The sequence below is a fragment of the Pseudomonas sp. GL-RE-29 genome, assembly GCF_019947275.1.
Taxonomy (GTDB): domain Bacteria; phylum Pseudomonadota; class Gammaproteobacteria; order Pseudomonadales; family Pseudomonadaceae; genus Aquipseudomonas; species Aquipseudomonas fluorescens_A.
On sequence record NZ_JAGYGD010000007.1, the window covers coordinates 32,445 to 50,879 of the forward strand.

The 18,435-nt window shown below is 56.2% G+C and carries 21 protein-coding genes; 12 read left to right on the plus strand and 9 right to left on the minus strand.

Annotated elements, in window-relative coordinates:
• Nucleotides 1-220: 220 nt before the first annotated feature.
• From KGB21_RS08180 to KGB21_RS08205, 6 genes are all read left to right on the plus strand, one after another.
• The gene (locus KGB21_RS08180; RefSeq protein WP_034151467.1) at nucleotides 221-484 is read left to right on the plus strand and encodes a DUF2790 domain-containing protein; all 264 of its coding nucleotides are present in this window, start codon (nucleotides 221-223) and stop codon (nucleotides 482-484) included.
• 549 nt (nucleotides 485-1,033) lie between these two features.
• Nucleotides 1,034-2,281 (plus strand): ribonucleotide-diphosphate reductase subunit beta, encoded by a 1,248-nt coding sequence (locus KGB21_RS08185; protein ID WP_007978181.1) that lies wholly within the window; start codon nucleotides 1,034-1,036, stop codon nucleotides 2,279-2,281.
• 391 nt (nucleotides 2,282-2,672) lie between these two features.
• Nucleotides 2,673-3,386, plus strand: coding sequence for an HNH endonuclease signature motif containing protein (locus KGB21_RS08190; protein WP_034149225.1), 714 nt, complete (start codon nucleotides 2,673-2,675; stop codon nucleotides 3,384-3,386).
• 174 nt (nucleotides 3,387-3,560) lie between these two features.
• Entirely contained in the window at nucleotides 3,561-4,754 is a 1,194-nt protein-coding gene (locus KGB21_RS08195) for an S-type pyocin domain-containing protein (protein ID WP_223504656.1), read from the plus strand.
• Between the two features lie 10 nt (nucleotides 4,755-4,764).
• Complete coding sequence (locus KGB21_RS08200) at nucleotides 4,765-5,016, plus strand: pyocin S6 family toxin immunity protein (protein ID WP_034149223.1); 252 nt, start codon at nucleotides 4,765-4,767, stop codon at nucleotides 5,014-5,016.
• Nucleotides 5,017-5,029: 13 nt separating this feature from the next.
• Nucleotides 5,030-5,287, plus strand: a complete 258-nt coding sequence (locus KGB21_RS08205) for a colicin E3-like toxin immunity protein (RefSeq protein WP_223504657.1) — start codon at nucleotides 5,030-5,032, stop codon at nucleotides 5,285-5,287.
• A gap of 138 nt (nucleotides 5,288-5,425) precedes the next feature.
• Here the strand turns inward: KGB21_RS08205 and KGB21_RS08210 are convergent, their stop codons facing one another.
• The 4 genes from KGB21_RS08210 to KGB21_RS08225 form a co-directional block, all read right to left on the minus strand.
• Nucleotides 5,426-5,902, minus strand: coding sequence for a hypothetical protein (locus KGB21_RS08210; protein ID WP_223504659.1), 477 nt, complete (start codon nucleotides 5,900-5,902; stop codon nucleotides 5,426-5,428).
• A gap of 74 nt (nucleotides 5,903-5,976) precedes the next feature.
• Entirely contained in the window at nucleotides 5,977-7,188 is a 1,212-nt protein-coding gene (locus KGB21_RS08215; RefSeq protein ID WP_223504660.1) for a hypothetical protein, read from the minus strand.
• Between the two features lie 12 nt (nucleotides 7,189-7,200).
• Nucleotides 7,201-9,204 (minus strand): hypothetical protein, encoded by a 2,004-nt coding sequence (locus KGB21_RS08220; RefSeq protein ID WP_223504662.1) that lies wholly within the window; start codon nucleotides 9,202-9,204, stop codon nucleotides 7,201-7,203.
• Between the two features lie 8 nt (nucleotides 9,205-9,212).
• Nucleotides 9,213-10,067 (minus strand): SH3 domain-containing protein, encoded by an 855-nt coding sequence (locus KGB21_RS08225; RefSeq protein WP_223504665.1) that lies wholly within the window; start codon nucleotides 10,065-10,067, stop codon nucleotides 9,213-9,215.
• Between the two features lie 534 nt (nucleotides 10,068-10,601).
• On the opposite strand from KGB21_RS08225, the gene KGB21_RS08230 reads away from it, so the two are divergent.
• Nucleotides 10,602-11,570, plus strand: a complete 969-nt coding sequence (locus KGB21_RS08230; protein WP_223504667.1) for a hypothetical protein — start codon at nucleotides 10,602-10,604, stop codon at nucleotides 11,568-11,570.
• Nucleotides 11,571-11,600: 30 nt separating this feature from the next.
• On the opposite strand, the gene KGB21_RS08235 is transcribed toward KGB21_RS08230, so the two are convergent.
• Both KGB21_RS08235 and KGB21_RS08240 read right to left on the minus strand, forming a co-directional pair.
• Nucleotides 11,601-12,296 carry a DUF6933 domain-containing protein gene (locus KGB21_RS08235; RefSeq protein ID WP_223504669.1) on the minus strand — a complete coding sequence of 232 codons (696 nt, stop codon included), beginning with the start codon at nucleotides 12,294-12,296 and terminating at the stop codon, nucleotides 11,601-11,603.
• 29 nt (nucleotides 12,297-12,325) lie between these two features.
• On the minus strand, nucleotides 12,326-12,697 hold the full coding sequence (locus KGB21_RS08240) for a hypothetical protein (protein ID WP_223504671.1): 372 nt from the start codon (nucleotides 12,695-12,697) through the stop codon (nucleotides 12,326-12,328).
• Between the two features lie 222 nt (nucleotides 12,698-12,919).
• Between KGB21_RS08240 and KGB21_RS08245 the strand changes: the two genes are divergently transcribed.
• Entirely contained in the window at nucleotides 12,920-13,237 is a 318-nt protein-coding gene (locus tag KGB21_RS08245) for a helix-turn-helix transcriptional regulator (protein ID WP_223504672.1), read from the plus strand.
• Between the two features lie 47 nt (nucleotides 13,238-13,284).
• Here KGB21_RS08245 and KGB21_RS08250 read toward each other — a convergent pair whose 3' ends face one another.
• Entirely contained in the window at nucleotides 13,285-14,343 is a 1,059-nt protein-coding gene (locus KGB21_RS08250; protein ID WP_223504675.1) for an MBL fold metallo-hydrolase, read from the minus strand.
• Between the two features lie 213 nt (nucleotides 14,344-14,556).
• Here KGB21_RS08250 and KGB21_RS08255 point away from each other — a divergent pair, with 213 nt between their 5' ends.
• On the plus strand, nucleotides 14,557-15,168 hold the full coding sequence (locus KGB21_RS08255; RefSeq protein ID WP_034149213.1) for a TetR/AcrR family transcriptional regulator: 612 nt from the start codon (nucleotides 14,557-14,559) through the stop codon (nucleotides 15,166-15,168).
• A gap of 114 nt (nucleotides 15,169-15,282) precedes the next feature.
• Nucleotides 15,283-15,816 (plus strand): DUF1003 domain-containing protein, encoded by a 534-nt coding sequence (locus KGB21_RS08260; RefSeq protein WP_223504677.1) that lies wholly within the window; start codon nucleotides 15,283-15,285, stop codon nucleotides 15,814-15,816.
• Nucleotides 15,817-15,822: 6 nt separating this feature from the next.
• Here KGB21_RS08260 and KGB21_RS08265 read toward each other — a convergent pair whose 3' ends face one another.
• Nucleotides 15,823-16,764, minus strand: a complete 942-nt coding sequence (locus KGB21_RS08265; RefSeq protein WP_080758003.1) for a LysR family transcriptional regulator — start codon at nucleotides 16,762-16,764, stop codon at nucleotides 15,823-15,825.
• A 15-nt stretch (nucleotides 16,765-16,779) separates the two neighbouring features.
• Here KGB21_RS08265 and KGB21_RS08270 point away from each other — a divergent pair, with 15 nt between their 5' ends.
• Both KGB21_RS08270 and KGB21_RS08275 read left to right on the plus strand, forming a co-directional pair.
• Nucleotides 16,780-17,487, plus strand: coding sequence for a CTP synthase (locus KGB21_RS08270; protein ID WP_223504679.1), 708 nt, complete (start codon nucleotides 16,780-16,782; stop codon nucleotides 17,485-17,487).
• Entirely contained in the window at nucleotides 17,484-17,807 is a 324-nt protein-coding gene (locus KGB21_RS08275; protein WP_223504681.1) for an antibiotic biosynthesis monooxygenase family protein, read from the plus strand. Before KGB21_RS08270 ends, KGB21_RS08275 begins: the two co-directional genes overlap by 4 nt.
• Nucleotides 17,808-17,945: 138 nt before the next feature.
• Here KGB21_RS08275 and KGB21_RS08280 read toward each other — a convergent pair whose 3' ends face one another.
• On the minus strand, nucleotides 17,946-18,272 hold the full coding sequence (locus KGB21_RS08280; protein ID WP_223504683.1) for a DUF2025 family protein: 327 nt from the start codon (nucleotides 18,270-18,272) through the stop codon (nucleotides 17,946-17,948).
• Nucleotides 18,273-18,435: the final 163 nt, after the last annotated feature.

An 18,435-nucleotide genomic window follows, 5' to 3' on the forward strand; every position in this document is an offset into this window, starting at 1 on the left:
GTTTCAATGATTGTTACGAAAACTGTCAAAGGTGTTTATCAAAACCACGGCTATATGAATGTAACCCCCACGCCTAAAATTCGCCCCGCCAACCCGGCAACTGAGTTAACCAAGTTACAGCCCCCACGAAGGCAGTTAACCCAAATCCAAGTAGTTAGATCCACACGCAACCCCATAAAGGTTGCGTGACCCCACTCGACCTCAGAAAGGTAAATTTCAGATGAAAGCTTTATTGGTTCTGGCCCTCAGCAGTCTGTGCGTAACCGCCATGGCAGACGAGGTCCAGACTGATGTCGCACAGCAACAACCCGCCATCGAGGAATACACTTACTCAACACACCTGGACATCGCCAAAGTTATTTCCATGAGCGAAGTTCCGAATGTGTGTGAAGTTGTGCCGATGAAAATGGAATATGACGATTCAAAAGGTCAACGCCATATTCTGCGCTACAGCGTTATGGGTAACGGCTGCTCCGGCGGCTGATGGTGACTGCACCGAATCGGCACCTTTAAACTGATCGCTGAAGGTCGATTTCAGCCCGATTCCGGTCGGGCTCAGTTGTGTCTGGAGTCGTCGAAAAGCGTTTAGAAACACAAGATGTAGTGAAAAAAGCCGTTTTTTGATTGTTTTTTGAGCAAAACCGATTTCAAGCATTTTTTGCGAAAAAAAATCTTCACCCGCCAAAGCCCTGTAAACCCTCGCTCCGACCGAAAAACCTGCCCTTTCGACCGCCCCATGCGCGGATTCGCCCCACCACGCCCGTGAAAATTTCCCTATAATGCCGCCTTAAACGGGCCTGCAATATTCCCTTACAGGGATGAAAAGCCAGTCTGAAGCCCCGCAGTCGCATTCCATGCTCGCTGCGCCCATCAGAGGCTCTCGGAACCCCGTACAAAATTCTGTTTTATTGCCTGCCTCGGCTGGTGCAAAAAACGATTCCTTTAGATCCAACGCGGCCAGTACGGCCGTGTGAAATACCGACTAATCAATTTCACACGGGCAATCTGGCCCTCACGCAGGAGACGACACGTCATGCTGAGCTGGGACGAATTCGACAAAGAAGACACGGAAGTAGCAGTCAAGAGCGCTAACGCTGGCCACGCCACCGAAGCCAACATGGACCGTCTCGACAGCGCTGGCGGTGCCGCCGCCCTCGAAGCCCGCGCCGTAACCGCCGCTGACTCCGCTGCCGTTGCCCGCGCCAAAGCTGCCCTGGATTCTCTCGACGTCGCCGAAGGCCTCGCCGAACTCGAAGGCGCCTCCGCCCGTGTCGCCGTTGACGAAAAGCGCATGATCAACTGCCGCGCCGACCTCAACCAACTCGTGCCATTCAAGTACGACTGGGCCTGGCAGAAGTACCTGGACGGCTGCGCAAACCACTGGATGCCGCAAGAAGTCAACATGACCGCCGACATCGCCCTCTGGAAAAACCCGGAAGGCCTGACCGACGACGAGCGCCGCATCGTCATGCGCAACCTCGGCTTCTTCTCCACCGCCGACTCCCTGGTTGCCAACAACCTGGTCCTGGCCGTCTACCGCCTGATCACCAACCCGGAATGCCGCCAGTACATCCTGCGCCAGGCGTTCGAAGAGGCGATCCACACCCACGCCTACCAGTACTGCATCGAATCGCTGGCCATGGATGAAGGCGAAATCTTCAACATGTACCACGAGATCCCATCGGTCGCGAAAAAAGCCACCTGGGGCCTCAAATACACCCGTTCGATCTCCGATCCGAAGTTCGAAACCGGCACCGTCGAAACCGACAAAGAGTTGCTGCGCAACCTGATCGCCTACTACTGCGTTCTGGAAGGCATCTTCTTCTACTGCGGCTTCACCCAGATCCTCTCCATGGGCCGCCGCAACAAAATGACCGGTGTCGCCGAGCAGTTCCAATACATCCTGCGCGACGAATCCATGCACCTGAACTTCGGCATCGACGTGATCAACCAGATCAAAATCGAAAACCCACACCTGTGGGATGCCGAGATGAAGGAAGAAGCCTCGCAGATGATTCTGCAAGGCACTCAGCTGGAGATCGAATACGCTCGCGACACCATGCCTCGTGGGGTGTTGGGGATGAATGCGGCGATGATGGAGGACTACCTGAAGTTCATCGCTAACCGTCGTTTGAGCCAGATCGGTTTGAAGGAAGAGTACCCTGGGACGACTAACCCGTTCCCTTGGATGAGCGAGATCATGGACTTGAAGAAAGAGAAGAACTTCTTTGAGACGCGGGTTATTGAGTATCAGACTGGTGGGGCTTTGAGCTGGGATTGATTCCTGAGCTGGCCGCGATTTGACGACTTGAATCGGCAAATTGAACATCTGAAAGCCCCGATCTGATCGGGGCTTTTTTATGGAGTAGGAAAACTCTTACTCACGCTCTCAGCTAATGCTTAAGCTCCTACAGCAATTCAAGATCTATCCACATTAGGCTGCGGGATTTGGCCTATCTATCGAACGATCACACGCATAGAAGCGTGTCAGTGGCTAAGCCTTGGTGGCGGAAGCTAGCTCAGGTGTTTCAGTCGTTGAACCATTTGGTGTGCTAAGTGACTTGTTTGTAGGAGTGCTCGCGAGATCCGTCGCTATTTTCTGTAGGAATTTTCGTAGACAGCCGTAATGGCCACTCAGTATCGTCCGAGGGTTTTCATCTCTCGGCGATTGTATGAGCGAAAAGAAAAAGGACAGCGACTGGAGCGTTTCTGAGATTAAGGCTGCGGTGGATGCCTATCTGAAGATGCTCGCACTTGAGCTAAGTGGTCAGAAATTCGTTAAGACGGAAGTGAATCTTGCTCTGCGGAAATCGGCCTTGCCCACTCGTACCAAAGGCTCTGTCGAATTCCGAATGCAGAACATTTCTACTGTTCTAATGAAGATGGATCGAGAATTCATCAAGGGGTACAAGCCTGCCAAAAACGTCGGATCGAACGTTGAGCAATCAATTCGAGCCGCGCTCACTGAACGAGGCGTTCAGCCTGGCGACCCCACTGCTCCGACTGCTGATGAAGAAACGCTGGAACGTCGTGCCGCGGTGCTTCAGAAACAAAAGATAAAGGAACCGCCAAAAGGCATTAAGAAGCCTAGGCGAGTGGCGAGCTCTCGCTCGGCATACGTTCGTGATCCCGAGGTCCGAGCGTGGGTGCGAAATGAAGCCGAAGGTCATTGCGAAGGTTGTGACGAACCCGCACCGTTCCAAAAGCTAGGTTTACCTTATCTGGAAGTTCATCACGTTAAACCGCTTGCCGACAAAGGCTCGGATCAAGTCAGCAACGCCGTAGCGCTGTGCCCGAATTGCCATCGGCGTTGCCATCATTCGAGTGACAGTGAGGCATACGCTGAGTTGCTCTATAAAAAGATTGGACGGTTAGTTCGCGAATAGCTGAGCGAATCGCCTTCTGTGGTGAGGGAGCTTACCCCGCACCACAATCCTGAAAAACAAAGACATTTCCTAGCATCATTCAAGAAGCATCCTACTGCCACACCTTGTCCCGTTCGCTAACGTCGCGCAGCCCTTTCACAGGGTCGCCGATGGACGAACGCACAAGGACAGTCAGTGGCTGACAACAAGGACATTCCCCAGCTTAGGAACCCGCCTTCCGGTGACGGCCATCACGTCACCTACCGCTTCATGACGCCTAGCGAACTGGCCGAGCGCGATGCTTGGCAGGACGCCTACGAGGCCATGCTCGCCAGGCAAGACGAATTACTGCGCAAGCGACAGGTTGTCGAGGTTGAACAGAAACCGGTTCAAGTCGGATGCGTCTTCGCCAAGTCCTGCAATTTGCCGGACGCGGTTATCAACTACTCCAATCCTTCGGGGATGGTGCCCACCGACAGCCTGCAGGACTACGGCGAGATCGCCTGGCTCGGCGCTCGCGAGGTCGACGATGGCGGTCTGCTGAATCTGCAAACGATCAGCGGATCTACGCTTTCGCTTGGCATCGGTCGGCTGGCCCTTGGCACCCCAAATATCGCAACTCCAGCCTTGAGCACACTCGGTGCGGTCGGAGCCAAGACACTCGTCGGTTTAGTTGCGCTGTTCTGGACGTCCAGCCTTGGCGACAGCGCCCTCTATACCGAAGACCAACTACGTGCGCTCAAGCAGGCCCGCACTCGAATGCGCCTGCAAATCGAACAACAGGCTGACGGCAGTCTCAAGGGCTACGCCTTCTACACCGGTAAAAACAATGATTGGGAAATGGTCGATGTGGTGCAGATCGCTTTGCGCGAGAGCCATTACGTCGCAGACCTCGGTCAAGGCATCGAACTGATATGGACCCCGGCCGAAGACGGCTCCGACATCCTCGGCATTCCTAAGCTTGAAACTGCACCGCAGGCGCCGCACATCTGGGTTTATCCGCCGACGAAACAGGCGGATAGCATCATCGTGAACCCGATCTATCCGCCTGAGTACAAGGATTTTATTCTTGTGTTTCCGGTGGGGTCTGGGGTTAGGCCGGTTTATATCGTTGTCAGTCAAATCGGGGATCACTCGTATTATGACCACCCGAAAACGCTACCCGCTTTCCCCGATGCAGTCCGAGCAAAATCAAAGTCATCTGTTCAAGGAGGAGGAAGGAAACGCGCCCGTTGGGTTGACCGTAAGGGACGAATTTATGAATGGGACTACAAAAGTAATGCCGTGGAAAAATACGACAAACTGGGGATTCACCTTGGTGAATACAACCACATTACCGGCGAGCAAACAAAACCAGCGAAACCGGGTAGGAAAACCTCAAGAAATTAAGGAGTAAAACATGCGCTACCTATTAATCACTGGCTTTCATCCGGACGATAAGAAGGACGATTCTTTACAATTCGAACTGGACATTGATGGCAGTGAACTCAATGAAAAAGTCGCTCAACTCATTGAATCCAAGCCACTCGCTGAAATGGAACCAGGCGAGTTACTTTTGAACGAGTCTCAAGTAATGGCACTGTCCGAAATTTTAGGCGTTAGATTTCCTGCGGGCTTGGAATACTTCATAGGAACTTGTGCCAAGCAATGAAACAGGGTGAGCTATGGGATTGAAAATAAGACTTGAATGGTACGACAAGGAAACTGAGCTAGGCGAAGGAGAGGAACTGTCGCAAGATCTTGGCGATGATGGCTCGGTGATCGAGGCATTTGGCCTGCCAATCGAAAACAACATAAACAACGGTGGATTTGACGTTGGCTCTCAATGGGTCAGTACGCTTCAACCCCATTTCCTCCATATCATTCGCTTGTCTGCCTTTGACTACCAAGTGGCGTTCATCTATCGGGACAAATTGTTTTGAGGCTGCTTCGCAGCCCAGCGAGAGCAAGCTCCCTCGCCACAGTGGAGTGTGTTGTTGCGGGGCGGTCCGGATCGGAAATTGAACGAAACATCCATAGCAAGCAAGCCCCGCCGACACCGGCTCATTATCGCAGCCAGTTCAACCGCGAGCCTCCGCTTGCAAATCATCCAACTCGTCAATGATGTCCTCGTCGCGGTCTTCAAAGGCCTTCGCCATATCGCGCTGCAAGTCCGCCTGGACTTCCATGGCCTTCTTCGCGAGGTTCATTCCATCCTTGGAGTTCATGATGACTGCCATCGCGTTGGCGGGATTTTTGTTTGCCTTGATCATGAGTTCAAGTTCGTCCGCGTCGAAGTGTTCGGCGTAGACCTCGATCAGTGTGTCTTTGAGCAGTTCCTGGGGGATGTTTTCTTCGATGACGGCCCGGATCTTCGCCGAAGGGACATCGCGATACTTTTGCGAATAACCTGCCGTGGCGACTTGAACAACCATCTTGTACTGGGTGTCCAGCCCCATGACTTTTACCAGTTCTTCAGCCTTGTCCGTGCTGGAGCCGCAACCCGCCAGCAGCGCTGCGCACAGCGCGCCGATCGCCCATTTTGATGCATTCATCATGAAGTGCCCTGTCCTTTATTTACGATGTTGACCGAGGAACCCGGCAGGCCGGGCTCCTGGTTGGGAGATGGAGATCAGTTGGTCTCTAGCGTGTAGCTTTTGCTGACGAACAATCCCGCGAACAGTGACTTGTCCTCCTTGAACTCGTAGTCCTCGACGAACTTACCGTCGGTGGCGAGTTTCTCGGCAATCGCACATTCCGAGTCGCTGTGATTTTTCGCTTTGGCGCCGAAGTCGCTCTGGTAATCAGACAGGCCCGCTTCATGACAGAAGCCGGCGAAGTCCTGGCTCTTGGTCGCTGCCTTGTATTCGTCGAAGCCGTCCTTGAGTTGCTCAAAGCCTTTGTAAGTCAGTGAGTAACTGGCCACTTTGGTTTTGCGCGCAAAGTTACCCACCGCTTCGGCGAATACGGTCTGGCCCATTGAAGTACTGAAAGCCCCCATGATGAATCCGCCCAGGGCCCCTTTGAGTTGCTCCTGGACATCATCCAGTTCTGCCAGCGAAGCGAACTTGGCCTCACGAACAATCCGTCCGATTTCGCTGCCATCAATTCGATGCACGACCACGAACTTGACCGAGCCTTCACCGTCGTCGGAGCGCTTGAGGGTGAAGTCCACGTCCACTTTGGTACCGAACTCACCGGTTGCACCGGTGATAAACGCACCGGTAGACGGAAGGCGCGAGACCATGTTGCTGCCCCACGAGTAGTTCGATTTAACGACGCCACCGTACTGGTCGATGTCCACGCGAGGCTGAATTTCATCAGCAACTTCCGACACCAGGACGACGTCCGTGCCCTTGCGCGACAGATAAGGGTTGCTCATGTCCATGCCCAACAACTGGACATGAATCTCACCGTCTTTGTTATCGCCGGAGTGACTGACCTTGAGCGCGTCGGCCTTCAGATAAACACCGCCTGCATTACCGCCGGATGTGGTGGACACCAACAAATAACGCGACCAGGCCGCCAGGCCGGTTTCACTCGCGCCGCCATCTTTTCCACCCAGCATGGACGCGATGCCCTTCAGGAACTGCTCGGCTCCGTTGGTATGGGCAGCCACCATGCGGATTTCTGGCGACTCCACCGTGACGTTGCCGGACCAGAAGGAATAGGAGATCTCGCCCTCGCTCAGTACGTTATCGAGGAAAAACTGCTGCTTGAGCTCCTCGTAGTAACTGATTGATTTCTTCTTTGCGGCGCTGGACAGCATTGAGGCCCCAGCGATGATCGCAACGCCTGCGATCGCAACGGCGATGAGAATGTGCTTCTTGTTCATCGTTTTCATAGTGAGCAGGCCTTACTGAATTTGGGCGGATGCTTGCTGCCAGGCAGCCAGATACTGCTGGGAGACTTCCGGAGTCCAGCTGAAGTCGATGCCGGCGTTCGGGAATTCCTTGGCCAGGACGGCGCCGAAGGAAACCCTGTCTGCGCAGTGATCCTGTTCACAGGCTTGCGCATCCGCGACCGGGTAGACACGGAAGGTAGGAACAGCGCGACCGTCTTCCAATGGCAGGTATGGCGTCATGTTGGCCGCCGGCATCACGTACCACTGATTTTCCAGCTCGACGTCGGCCTGGACTCGGCCCTTGCGCGGGAAGTCGATCTCGTAGAAGTCGCCGGACTTGCCCGTGACGTGAATCATCATCGGTACAGCAGACTTTGAAGACGATGGATTGAGCATGGCGATTGGCGAGCTGAACGAAACTTTGATGCCCGCCATCTGAGCCAGGGCTTCCGCCTCGCGCCCCTTGTAGTCCTTCATGCCAGCTTTCAGTTGCTCATAACGATCGAGTACCCGAGTGTGCGTCTCCGCCATTTGCTGCTGCAGGCGGCGCGCCTCTCTCAGGCGCAGCTCTTCACGACGAAGGGCATAGTTGGTGCCTTGGCGGGCGTCGAAATAGAACTCGCCGCGATTTTCACCCATGCGCGAGCGCAGAATATTGTCCTTGGTTTCGGAGGCGTAACCCACTGGGTACAGCGCTTGGAAGTTTTTCGCGAAGAACAGATTCGACAGGCCGACGGTACTTGGTGACGTGGCCTTCACCAGTTGGTAGACCTCGACGACTGCACGCTTCAACTCGACCGGATCGAGAGCAAATGCTTCGTCCGCGGTGATGACCACGTAATACGGATCGCTCCCGAACGGCGACAGCACGCGGTACGAAGGGCGTTCGAAGGCCAGATAAACCTTCATGCCGCGTGCCGGAAGTTCACCCACCTGAAACAGCGCCTGATCGGCGTTGTGGCTCAAGAAGGACAGCGCCTTTCCTTTCACGGCGGGGGCGATTGCCGGGTTGAACATCAGGCCGCTTGGATGCACGGTGGTTTTCGACCAGGTATCGCCGCGGTAGGTGTTCGGGACAGCCCACTTCAACTTGTCAAAACTACCCTCGGCATAACCGGATGCCCCGCAAGGCATTGCGGGTGTCGACGTGAAGGACAGGCTTGGATCGCTTTCATCAATGACCGATTTACTGATCAACCATTTGCATCCGCTACCGTCGGTAATTCCGATCAGGTTTTGGTTGGCCAGTACCAATGAACGGCCAAAATCAGAAGTTGGCACCGCGGCAACGGCAGTCGGTGGCGCGACTGGAGCGGCTGGAGCGGCTGGAGCAACGGGCTTGGGAGTTTCGGCTGCGGGTGCAGCCGCAACAGGTGCGGGAGCGACAGGCGCTGCCACCGTAGGCGCTTGAACTACAGCAGCATGCTGCACCGAAACAGGAGCAGCAACAGCCACTGGCACCGGCGCTGGAGCCGGTTGCGCCACCACCGGAACCGGTACAGCCTCGGGAGCCGGGGACACCGCGACAGGTGCGCTCACAACAGGCTCAACCGGCACAGCGGCGACTGGAGCCGGGGCTGGGGCGGCCACAGCGACCTTTGCCTCTGCCGGTGCAACTGCCGCAGGAGCTGTTGCTACAACTGCCGGCGTTGCTGGTGCTGCTGGAGCTACCGGCGGTGCCGTCAGCGTGGCAAGCCCCAGGTTGGTTGCGTTGCCCGCGCCAGTGGCGAAAACCGCCCCTTTCGCGTCGACAGCTTTCCAAGTGACCTTCGCCGTCGGGCACTCTTGGCCGAGAATGAAGGGCAGCTTGCTCAGAAGCGTGTTCAATGGCTTCTGGTCATCCCACGCGGGACGCTGCATGGTGATGGCCACTTCAGGTTTGCACCAGGTGGTTGCGTCTCCATCAACGACGACGTGAATCTGTTCGGTTTTAGAGAAAGCGAGTTCGTGGGAGAACGCTTGCGGTGCGATGCCACAGGCCCCCGCCACCACTAGAACGATTGCGCGGTTTTTCATGGAGATCCTTAGATGAGTTCCCAAGTGCCATTGGCCTGTTTGCAGAAGGTGTTTTTCTCTTCCTCGGTGTTACCGTCAGGCGCCTTCAGGCTCACGGTCACGGGACGGCAAGAGGTTTCTGCAGCGACCTGCTGAGTGGGCAGCGTCGGGATCGAATCCAGATCGAAGGCCTTGGTTTCCTTGTCAGCCGCGACGTTCATCTCGTCCAGGTTCACCGCTGTTTTCTGGTTTTTCGCCAGCGCTGCAGATTTTGGTTCGACCAGGTCCTTGTTGACGTAACCCACGGTCACGCCCTTGCGGCCGACAAGAATCCAGTCGCCGGTAGAGCCAACAGCGGTGAACTCGGTACCCGGTTTCAAACCGCCCACTTTTTCCGCGTTTTTGTCGGGTGCAGAGCGGACGTTGGAGCTGCTTTTGGTCAAGTACTGCTCGTTGAGCAGTTTCATCGAAGGAACCGCAACGATCTTCGGCGCACGTTTGACTTCAACCGTCTTGGTTTGCGTGTACTCCTGGCCCTGAGTGATCTGCGCAGACGCACCAGAGTGGCCAGAAGTCCAAGTCACAGGTTGTTCTGTAGTACTTGCCGACGAATTCAAAGCTTCCTGGGTACGAAGCGCCAGTGCCTGTTTATCCTGGTCATCGAGCATTGCGCCGATCTTGTTACCGACGAAACCGCCGATGGCGCCACCAAGCAGCGTGGCGACAACCCTGCCGCTGCCTTTGCCAATGAATTGACCTACCACCGCGCCAGCGACGACGCCGACCGCAGTACCGGCTTGCTGCTTGTTGATACCCAACTCGGCGCAGCCAGAGCTTGCTGCAATGGCCAATGCCAGCACTGAAACGAGAAGCTTTTTACGCACGGTGACTCTCCCTATGTGTAAGTTCACTCTGCTCTCAGCAGAGGCTTTGTCATGTTGTAAAGCGTTGAATCTGAAGGCATGGCCCGATGGGAAAACGTGGTCAGCACAATTGGTCGCTGTACCCGGGGCTGCCGGTAATTGGATGGCCAGTCACTCGAGGGAATATGCCGATCGAAACGGTTGCAATCCGCTCAGGCAGGCGTCGCAGCGCCTCGGGAACCGAGACGATCAAGACCACATGTGGGTGACTGGCGGGAGCTGGCTGTGCAACTCACGTACTTGCGAGTTTCGGAGGGGGATGAGCAGCAGGCTGCAGATCAAATAGATGGCGTTCATAACGACGAGCGCGATTAGCATCCAACGAGTCCTTGTCAGAAATTCGAACGCCTGCCCCCGGATGATGAGGGGGCAGCGCAAAAAGATATAGCATAGTGCCATCTTGCTTGGAGCCACACCACTCAAAATGTGGAAATAACCGTGCAGCGCGAATGCTTTACGACTATAAAAACGATCCACTTCAGAGCCTGATAGCCCATGAAATTCGACCTCGCCTACTGCCTCAGCCTCGACGCCAAACTGTCGATCTATGACGTGCGCGATCTGAATTTCGACGAGACGATGGCGTTCGACTCCTCCAAGGAACATTTCCAGTGCCCTAACGATGCCTGTCGTTTAGCGTTCGATGCGGCGAATGAACTGGGGACGTTCAACGCCAAGAATGTGAACTACGTGCGCACGCCGCATTTCAAGAACTTGCCGAGTACACGGCATGTCGAGGGCTGTACGTATGTCAGCCTGAAGACACCGGCTTCGGGTGTGGAGTTGGACGGGGCGGAAACGGATGACAATCGTGAGGAACATTTTCCGTCGGAATTGTTGCTGACCCGGCGTGCGTATGTACGTAAGCCGTCCAGCGCTGCGGCGTCCCCCGATACGCAAAGGCATGAGCCTTTAGCACCTTCTGCCGCCACTGCCGTCGAGCAGCCAAGCCGCGATTCGGCACCGGACAAAACCAGCATCTTCGCCCATCCGGTGGAGTGTTTCGTGTCGAACTTCGAGGATAAGGATCTGCTCAAGCGCATGCCGCTGAAGATCGGCGAGCACACTGCGCCCTACGCTTCGTTCTTCAAGAAGATCGAATACCTGCAAGACAATAAGGGGCTGATTTACTGGGGCAAGGTCAAGCAGATCAAGGATTACACCCAAAGCTTTCGTATCGATTTCGAGAAGAAAGTGTGGTTCGAGAAGAAACCGTATTCAGTCAATGTTTACCTGAGCAAGAACCTGATCGACACCTACCGCAAGCGCAAGGCGTTCCTGGAGGAGATCAAGCATGCCATCGAGAGCGGAAGTGAGTTGTATTGCTTCTTTTATGGTGTGACGCCGGAGCTGAAGCAGGTGCCGAGCAAGAAAAACCCCGAGCAGACGTTCGGGGTTTTTAGCGCGAATATTGAGAATCTGGATCACTTTATTGTGCGGGAGGCGACGGGGTTGGCAGATTAATAGACTGGGTCACAGCGTCATCGCACCGGCTTATTGCGCGTCGTAATCAAGCTGACGTTGGAGTTTCCATATCTCCCGCTTCACTTCCATGCGCCGTTCACGGGCGGCCCGGACGCCAGGCTCATCGAGGCCCACGTAATGACGCAACCAGTGGGCGATCATTTCCTCATCGGGGAAGTAATAGTCCTTGTGCCCTTTGCTACTCCTTGGAGCGTCGTTCATATCGCCATCGAAGCGGCCGGCCGAAAACTCGTCCGAGGGTAAGGAGCCCCATTCGGCGGCGAAGTCTTCAAACACCCAGGCAATTTCATTGAGATGTTTTTGCGCTCCGCGATGACCGCGTTTGTAAAACAAGTAGTCGCCGCAATTTTCAACAAAACGCTCCATCATCGGCTCGTCATCAACCCAGCGAAGGATGTCGTATTGCCCGGCATGACGGATCAGGCCATTTATCCAGCGCTCTGTAAAACGTTGAACGAAACCTTCGATATCTGCTTTTTTCGCGTCCGCGAAAATCATGCAGTAACGGGTTTGTACGTGGATGACGAACAGCACGTGCTTGCGCTGGACGGTGATCGCGTGGACCAGCCACTGCTCTGCTGACTCGTCGGGCGCATCGTCTTCGATAATGGACGATGGCGGTTTTTCCACCGGGGTGATTTTCTTGCCCTTGTGCACGCGGCTGAAGAATTGGCTGGCTGCTTCGGTACAGTTGAAGATCAACATGCGGGGTCCTTTGATGAAGTCTGATGCGGCTACCAGTCCCGTGGCTCGAGTTCGTCAACCCACACCATCTCATAGGGCTGGCGCACCACACCTGAGATGTAGTCCAGCGCATCTTCACTGAGGATCGATAACTCTGCATCAGTCAGCAAATCATGCATGACCATCAAAGCTAACCCCCTGAGCGCACTGGAGCGCGATTGGCTGTTGTGGTCAAAGGCCCGGGCCATGTCCTTGTTTCGATCCTGGATCAGCCCGTAAAGCATTCCGTACCCAGCGTGAGCCGAGAGAGCACCGTGTTGGGTAATCGCCTTGGCATCGGCGAGTACACCTTGGCAGAAACGATCGAGCGCAATCTGGCGCAGTGTCTTGAATTTCTTCCAGTCGCTTTCAGCTATCGCCATGGTGTCCTCCTGCACGCGTTTTGAATGTTGGACGCGTGATTGTTGCGGAAAAAACCGCGCATACCAACCCCGAAATCGAGACGAAATACAGCAAGTAGCCAGACAGGTGCCGTCCGTCTGCGTATTAGCAAAAATAAAAAAATCAATTTGATCCCGGCTCAAAACAACTGTACAAAAACACAGTATATTTTGAATCAACACTCTCGAGCCCGGAGAACACCCATGGCCTCTCAAGCGATGAAAATCACCCTGGAACGTATCGCCCTCTTCCAATTCACCCCGGCCCACTGCGCCCAGGCCCGAGCGATGCTGGGTTGGAGTGTGGAAGAGTTGTCGCAGGAATCCGGGGTTTCCGTCGATGCCATTCAGCGCTTCGAAGCGGAGCGTGAGGTGCTGGATGTCACTCGGTTGACGCTTGCGTATCGGTTTGAATCGGAAGGGTTGGTGTTCTTCCCGGGGTTTGCGCCAGGGCGCGGGATGAATTTGAGAGGGTCTACGCCGAATCCAGTGGGGCGGGCGGATTTTGCGATGGTTGAGTGAAGGCTTTGCACGGGCCGCTTCATGAAAAGCGGCCCGTTAGAAATGCATTACGCATTCTGCACTGTGATCTGTTCACCCTCCCCTTCCACCGCCAACCACCACGCACCACCACGTTGCGGATGCATCAGGTTGAACGCTTCACCCATCTGCGGCGTGGTGATCGAAACGTTTCGCTCCCAGGCCAAGGCGAGGATGCGGTCGAAGGGTTCGTACCAGGCGTGCATCGACAGGTCGAAGGTGCCGTTGTGGATCGGCAATAGCCAGCGGCCCTTGAGGTCGATGTGGGCTTGCAGGGTTTGTTCGGGTTGCATGTGCACATGCGGCCAGTCGACATTGTAGGCGCCGGTTTCCATGAGGGTCAGGTCGAACGGGCCGTATTGTTCGCCGATGCGTTTGAAGCCGTCGAAGTAGCCGCTGTCGCCGCTGAAGAAAATGCGTGTGTCGCCGTCGATCATCACCCATGAGGCCCAGAGGGTGCTGTTGCCGTCGAACAGGCCGCGGCCGGAGAAGTGTTGCGACGGGGTGGCGATGAACTGAATGCCATCGACTTCGGTGCCCTCCCACCAATCCAGTTGCCGAACTTTGCTGGCATCGATGCCCCACTTGATCAGGGTATCGCCCACGCCCAACGGGGTGAGGAAGTATTTGGTTTTGTCAGCGAGTTTCAGCACAGCCTGATGATCGAGGTGATCATAGTGATCGTGGGAAAGAATCACGGCTTCAATCGGCGGCAACTCTTCCAGGCTGATCGGTGGTTGGTGAAAGCGCTTGGGGCCGGCCCACTGCACAGGCGATGCGCGTTCGGCGAACACCGGGTCGGTGATCCAGAACTTGTCATGTAGCTTCAGCAATACCGTGGAATGGCCGAGGCGGTAGACGCTGTGGTTCGGCGCGGCAATCAGCGCCGCCTGCGTCAGGGGTTGTACCGGCACCGGGGCGCTGGGGCGGGTGTTGTGAGGTTTGTGGAAGATGACGTTCCACAGGATGCGCAAGGTTTTGCGAAAGCCTTCACGCTTGACGGGGGCATGGTTTCGGAAGAGTCCTTCCACCTGAAGGGACGCTTCAGGCGTAGAGGCGTTATCCGCCGGGGAAGTTGAATTGGCCATGACTGAATGACTCCAGGAAAACCGCACGTCTCACGATTTCCCGCTTTGGGACGATGTATGGCCGTTGCACGCACGCATTAGCCGAAACTCTATTTTTGACTGTGCCGCATTAACAAAACGTTACACTGCACAGTGTAGTTCCAAGGTTGCATCAAAGCCGTTCGCAAGTAAACTGCCGAGTGTAATTTTTAACTTTTCTGCCGAAGCGTATTTATGACAGCTCCACAACGCCTCACCGACCGAAAACGCGAAGCCATCATTCAGGCGGCGATTGCCGAATTCCGTGCCAACGGTTTCGACATCACCAGCATGGACAAGATCGCCGCTACTGCAGGCGTGTCGAAGCGCACGGTGTACAACCACTTCCCCAGCAAGGAAGAGTTATTCGCCGAGATTCTTAATCAATTATGGATTCGGGTGACTGCAGAAGAGGAAACGCCTTACAGCAGCGATCGGCCTCTGCGCGAACAATTGCGCCAGCAACTGACGGCAAAGCTACAGATGTTGAGTGATGAAAACCTTCTCGACCTGGCGCGAGTCGCCATCGCCGCAGCCATCCATTCTCCCGAGCGCGCCCAGAGCATGGTTGCAAAAATGGGTGAGCGCGAAGAGGGCCTGACCGTCTGGATTCGTGCGGCCCAAGCGGATGGACGATTGAAAGCGGTCGCCCCGGAGTTCGCGGCACAACAGGTTCAGGGTTTGCTTAAATCCTTCGCGTTCTGGCCGCAGATTTCCATGGGCCGGCCGAGCTTGCCCGCCGAAGAGCAAGCCGCCGTAGTGGAGTCCGCGCTAGACATGTTCCTGGCCTGTTATCAGCTGCAATAAATGACAAGTTCGGCGGACCTGTCGAACAATGGTTAGCGGCGAACATGTGTTTCAGAATGAAACTGGCGTCGGGGCTATAGTGAGCCTCAGTCCCAATGTCCTGCTGAGAACACCATGACCACGCCGACCCGCGACACCGCCGCACCCGTCGACCATCTGCGTTTCCATCGTCCCCACGCCCATCTGGCGCCGACATTTGGCACCGACAAATTTGCCCTGCGCGCCGAAGCCTTTGCGCGGTTCTTCGGCACGCCGACCTTTCTCGGGGCGCAGACGCTGATTGTGCTGCTGTGGGTGTGCCTTAACGTCACCGGCGTTACCCATTTCGACGTTTACCCGTTTATTCTGCTCAACCTGGCGTTCAGCTTGCAGTCGGCGTATGCCGCGCCGTTGATTTTGCTGGCCCAGACCCGTCAGGCCGCGCGAGACAAAGCGCAGTCAGAAGCCGATGCGCAGCACCGCGAAGCGCTGGCGGTTGCCAACACTGAACGGCAGGCCCAAGCCGCGCAGAACACCGCGCAACTGTTGGAGTTGCTGCAGCAAAACACCCGCCTGACACAGATGACCAAAGAACTGACCGAACGCATCGAAAGCCTGACGACGGAGATGCATCAACATTTCGTGCGCAAGGATCAGCCAAAGGCCTGAGCAGGCTCACGACAGTTTTAGTGCCCGCCCTAACTCGTCAAACAGTGTCACCACCGAACGCAAGGCGCGGCAATCCGGGCGGGTCAGCAGCCATAGCGCGGTGTCGTAACCGTGCAGAGGCTCGCCCAACGGCTGTAATCCATCACCGATCAAAAAGTCCGGCAACGCCGCCACACCCAGCCCGGCCCGCACCAGTTCCGTGACAGAGAGCATGCTGTTGCAACGATAGCCTGGTGTCACGCCCGGAAACGCTTGGCGGCGCCAGGCAATGGTCGGGTGATCAGGCAGGAAATCGTCCGGGGCAATCCAGGTAAGTGCGGCCAGGTCATGGGTATCGACCGTCTTCAAATAACCGGCACTGGCGCACACGCGATAGGAAATATCCCCCAGACGTCGCCCCACCAAATGCTCGGGCGGAGTGCGGGTCAAGCGCAGGGCGATGTCGGCATCTCGACGGCTGAGGTTGGCGAAGTCGTTGGAGGTGCTGAGTTCAATGGTCAGCGCCGGATAGTTCGGCATGAACTGCGCCAGTGCCGGCAACAGCAAACCTTGCAGGACCGAATCGGTGCAGGTCAGGCGCACGGTGCCGCTGATGACTTCGCCGCCCTGCTCCACGCCGATGCGCGCCGCTTCCAGCGCTAGTTCGGCACGCTCAGCCTGTTCGGCCAAGGTCTGCGCCAAGGAGGTGGGCAGGTAGCCGGCACGGCTTTTTTCGAACAGTTGCTGACCGAGCGCGGCCTCCAGTCGACGCACGGCGCGAAACACCGTCGAGACGTCCACCCTCAACAGCTGCGAAGCCCGAGCCAGAGAGCCGCCGCGCACCAGCGCAAGAATCAGGGCCAGGTCCGGATAGTCCAGTCGATAGTGCGTAGCTGCATTGATCACTTGGAGTAACGCCAATATTGAGTGCGTGAACGCCAATCTATAGTGGGCGTCAGTAATCAACAAGTGCAGAGACCACTCATGGAAAACCGCACCATCCTCATCGCCCTGATCGGTGACTACGACGCGCAGGTCACCGCCCACCAGGCCATTCCCGTGGCTCTAGGCATGGCCGCCGAACACACGCGGCTGAGTGTGCAATGGCAATGGCTGGCGACCGAGAGCATCAACGCCGACACACCACTCGATGAGTTCCACGGTTTCTGGTGCGTCCCCGCCAGCCCTTATCGCAACATGGACGGCGCGTTGCGAGCGATCCGTTTTGCCCGCGAGCAAAAGCGACCTTTCCTCGGCACCTGCGGTGGCTTTCAACACGCGGTACTGGAATATGCCCGCAATGTGCTGGGCTGGACGGATGCTGAACACGGCGAGACGTCTCCCGATGCTGCCCGGGTGCTACTCACGCCACTGACCTGTTCGCTGGTCGAGGCGGTCGACAACATTCATTTGCTTGAGGGTTCGTTGACGGCCCAGGCGTACGAAACTTCCGAAATTCGCGAAGGCTATCGCTGCAGCTACGCTGTGAATCCGCAGTTCGAACGGGAGTTGCTGAAACATGAACTGCACAGCGTCGGCCTGGATTCGGCACAGGGTTTGCGAGCGGTGGAACTCAGCGATCATCCGTTCTTCGTCGCCACCCTGTTCCAGCCAGAACGCGCCGCGCTCAAGGGTACTTTGCCGCCGTTGGTGCGGGCCTTGGTCGAAGCTTGCGTGGAGCACTCGTCATGAGCGCCAATACTCCGCCAGCGCCGTATTACGCGGTGATCTTCACCTCGCTGCGCACGGAAGGTGACCAGGGTTACGCCGAAGCCACGGCGCGGATGGTGGAGCTGGCCCGAGAGCAACCGGGGTTCCTCGGCGTGGAGTCGGCGCGGGGCGATGATGGGTTGGGAATTACGGTGTCGTATTGGGTGAGTGCGGCGGCGATTCTGGCGTGGAAGCAGCATCCGGAGCACAGTACGATTCGGGAGCGGGGACGATCGACGTGGTATGCGCGCTGTCATACCCGGGTTTGCCGGGTTGAGCGGGATTACAGATTCAGTCATTAGTTGATGTGGATTGCTCAAGACCGCCATCGCTGGCAAGCCAGCTCCCACAGGTCTGTGGTATTCGCCGAATCTGCATTTCACACAAACACTGTGGGAGCGGGCTTGCCCGCGATGAGGCCCGCACGGGCAAGGTAAAACTCAGCCCCGCAGCAAACTCCGCACCGCCGAAATCTCCGGCACTTCCCGCCGATTCATATACACCCGCAACGGTTCGGTAATGTTGATCCGGTCGTCAATGTTCTGATCCAGCAACAGCTGAATCAACTCGCGCTTGAGGGTCATGGTCTGTTCGGAACCGGCGGCCCAGACGAATTCGCTGGTGGGGATGATGCCGTTGTCAGCCACGTCCATGCCGAAGGAATCTTCACTGAAGCGGACGATGTAATGGCCGGTCTTGCGATTGAGGCCGACGAAGCCTTTGAGTTGGTCGGCAGCCTGGCAGATGAGTTGGGACGTGATGCGCATGGAAACCTCACAAAAAGTGTTCGAGGGTTTACACGCAAGGCCAGCGAATGGATTTCCCTCTGCCGGGGAAATGCCGGGGCCAAGAGTACTGCAAAGCACCGCACAAAAGTGTTGATAAATTCAGCTTTAAACACGTGTAGGTCGGTCTGGTGATAGCGCCTGC

Bases quoted from the DNA above. Each gene is read 5' to 3' on its own strand.
- KGB21_RS08180 (WP_034151467.1), top strand. From the start codon at position 221: ATGAAAGCTTTATTGGTTCTGGCCCTCAGCAGTCTGTGCGTAACCGCC.
- KGB21_RS08185 (WP_007978181.1), top strand. From the start codon at position 1,034: ATGCTGAGCTGGGACGAATTCGACAAAGAAGACACGGAAGTAGCAGTC.
- KGB21_RS08190 (WP_034149225.1), top strand. From the start codon at position 2,673: ATGAGCGAAAAGAAAAAGGACAGCGACTGGAGCGTTTCTGAGATTAAG.
- KGB21_RS08200 (WP_034149223.1), top strand. From the start codon at position 4,765: ATGCGCTACCTATTAATCACTGGCTTTCATCCGGACGATAAGAAGGAC.
- KGB21_RS08205 (WP_223504657.1), top strand. From the start codon at position 5,030: ATGGGATTGAAAATAAGACTTGAATGGTACGACAAGGAAACTGAGCTA.
- KGB21_RS08210 (WP_223504659.1), bottom strand. From the start codon at position 5,902: ATGATGAATGCATCAAAATGGGCGATCGGCGCGCTGTGCGCAGCGCTG.
- KGB21_RS08215 (WP_223504660.1), bottom strand. From the start codon at position 7,188: ATGAAAACGATGAACAAGAAGCACATTCTCATCGCCGTTGCGATCGCA.
- KGB21_RS08220 (WP_223504662.1), bottom strand. From the start codon at position 9,204: ATGAAAAACCGCGCAATCGTTCTAGTGGTGGCGGGGGCCTGTGGCATC.
- KGB21_RS08230 (WP_223504667.1), top strand. From the start codon at position 10,602: ATGAAATTCGACCTCGCCTACTGCCTCAGCCTCGACGCCAAACTGTCG.
- KGB21_RS08235 (WP_223504669.1), bottom strand. From the start codon at position 12,296: ATGTTGATCTTCAACTGTACCGAAGCAGCCAGCCAATTCTTCAGCCGC.
- KGB21_RS08240 (WP_223504671.1), bottom strand. From the start codon at position 12,697: ATGGCGATAGCTGAAAGCGACTGGAAGAAATTCAAGACACTGCGCCAG.
- KGB21_RS08245 (WP_223504672.1), top strand. From the start codon at position 12,920: ATGGCCTCTCAAGCGATGAAAATCACCCTGGAACGTATCGCCCTCTTC.
- KGB21_RS08250 (WP_223504675.1), bottom strand. From the start codon at position 14,343: ATGGCCAATTCAACTTCCCCGGCGGATAACGCCTCTACGCCTGAAGCG.
- KGB21_RS08255 (WP_034149213.1), top strand. From the start codon at position 14,557: ATGACAGCTCCACAACGCCTCACCGACCGAAAACGCGAAGCCATCATT.
- KGB21_RS08260 (WP_223504677.1), top strand. From the start codon at position 15,283: ATGACCACGCCGACCCGCGACACCGCCGCACCCGTCGACCATCTGCGT.
- KGB21_RS08270 (WP_223504679.1), top strand. From the start codon at position 16,780: ATGGAAAACCGCACCATCCTCATCGCCCTGATCGGTGACTACGACGCG.
- KGB21_RS08275 (WP_223504681.1), top strand. From the start codon at position 17,484: ATGAGCGCCAATACTCCGCCAGCGCCGTATTACGCGGTGATCTTCACC.
- KGB21_RS08280 (WP_223504683.1), bottom strand. From the start codon at position 18,272: ATGCGCATCACGTCCCAACTCATCTGCCAGGCTGCCGACCAACTCAAA.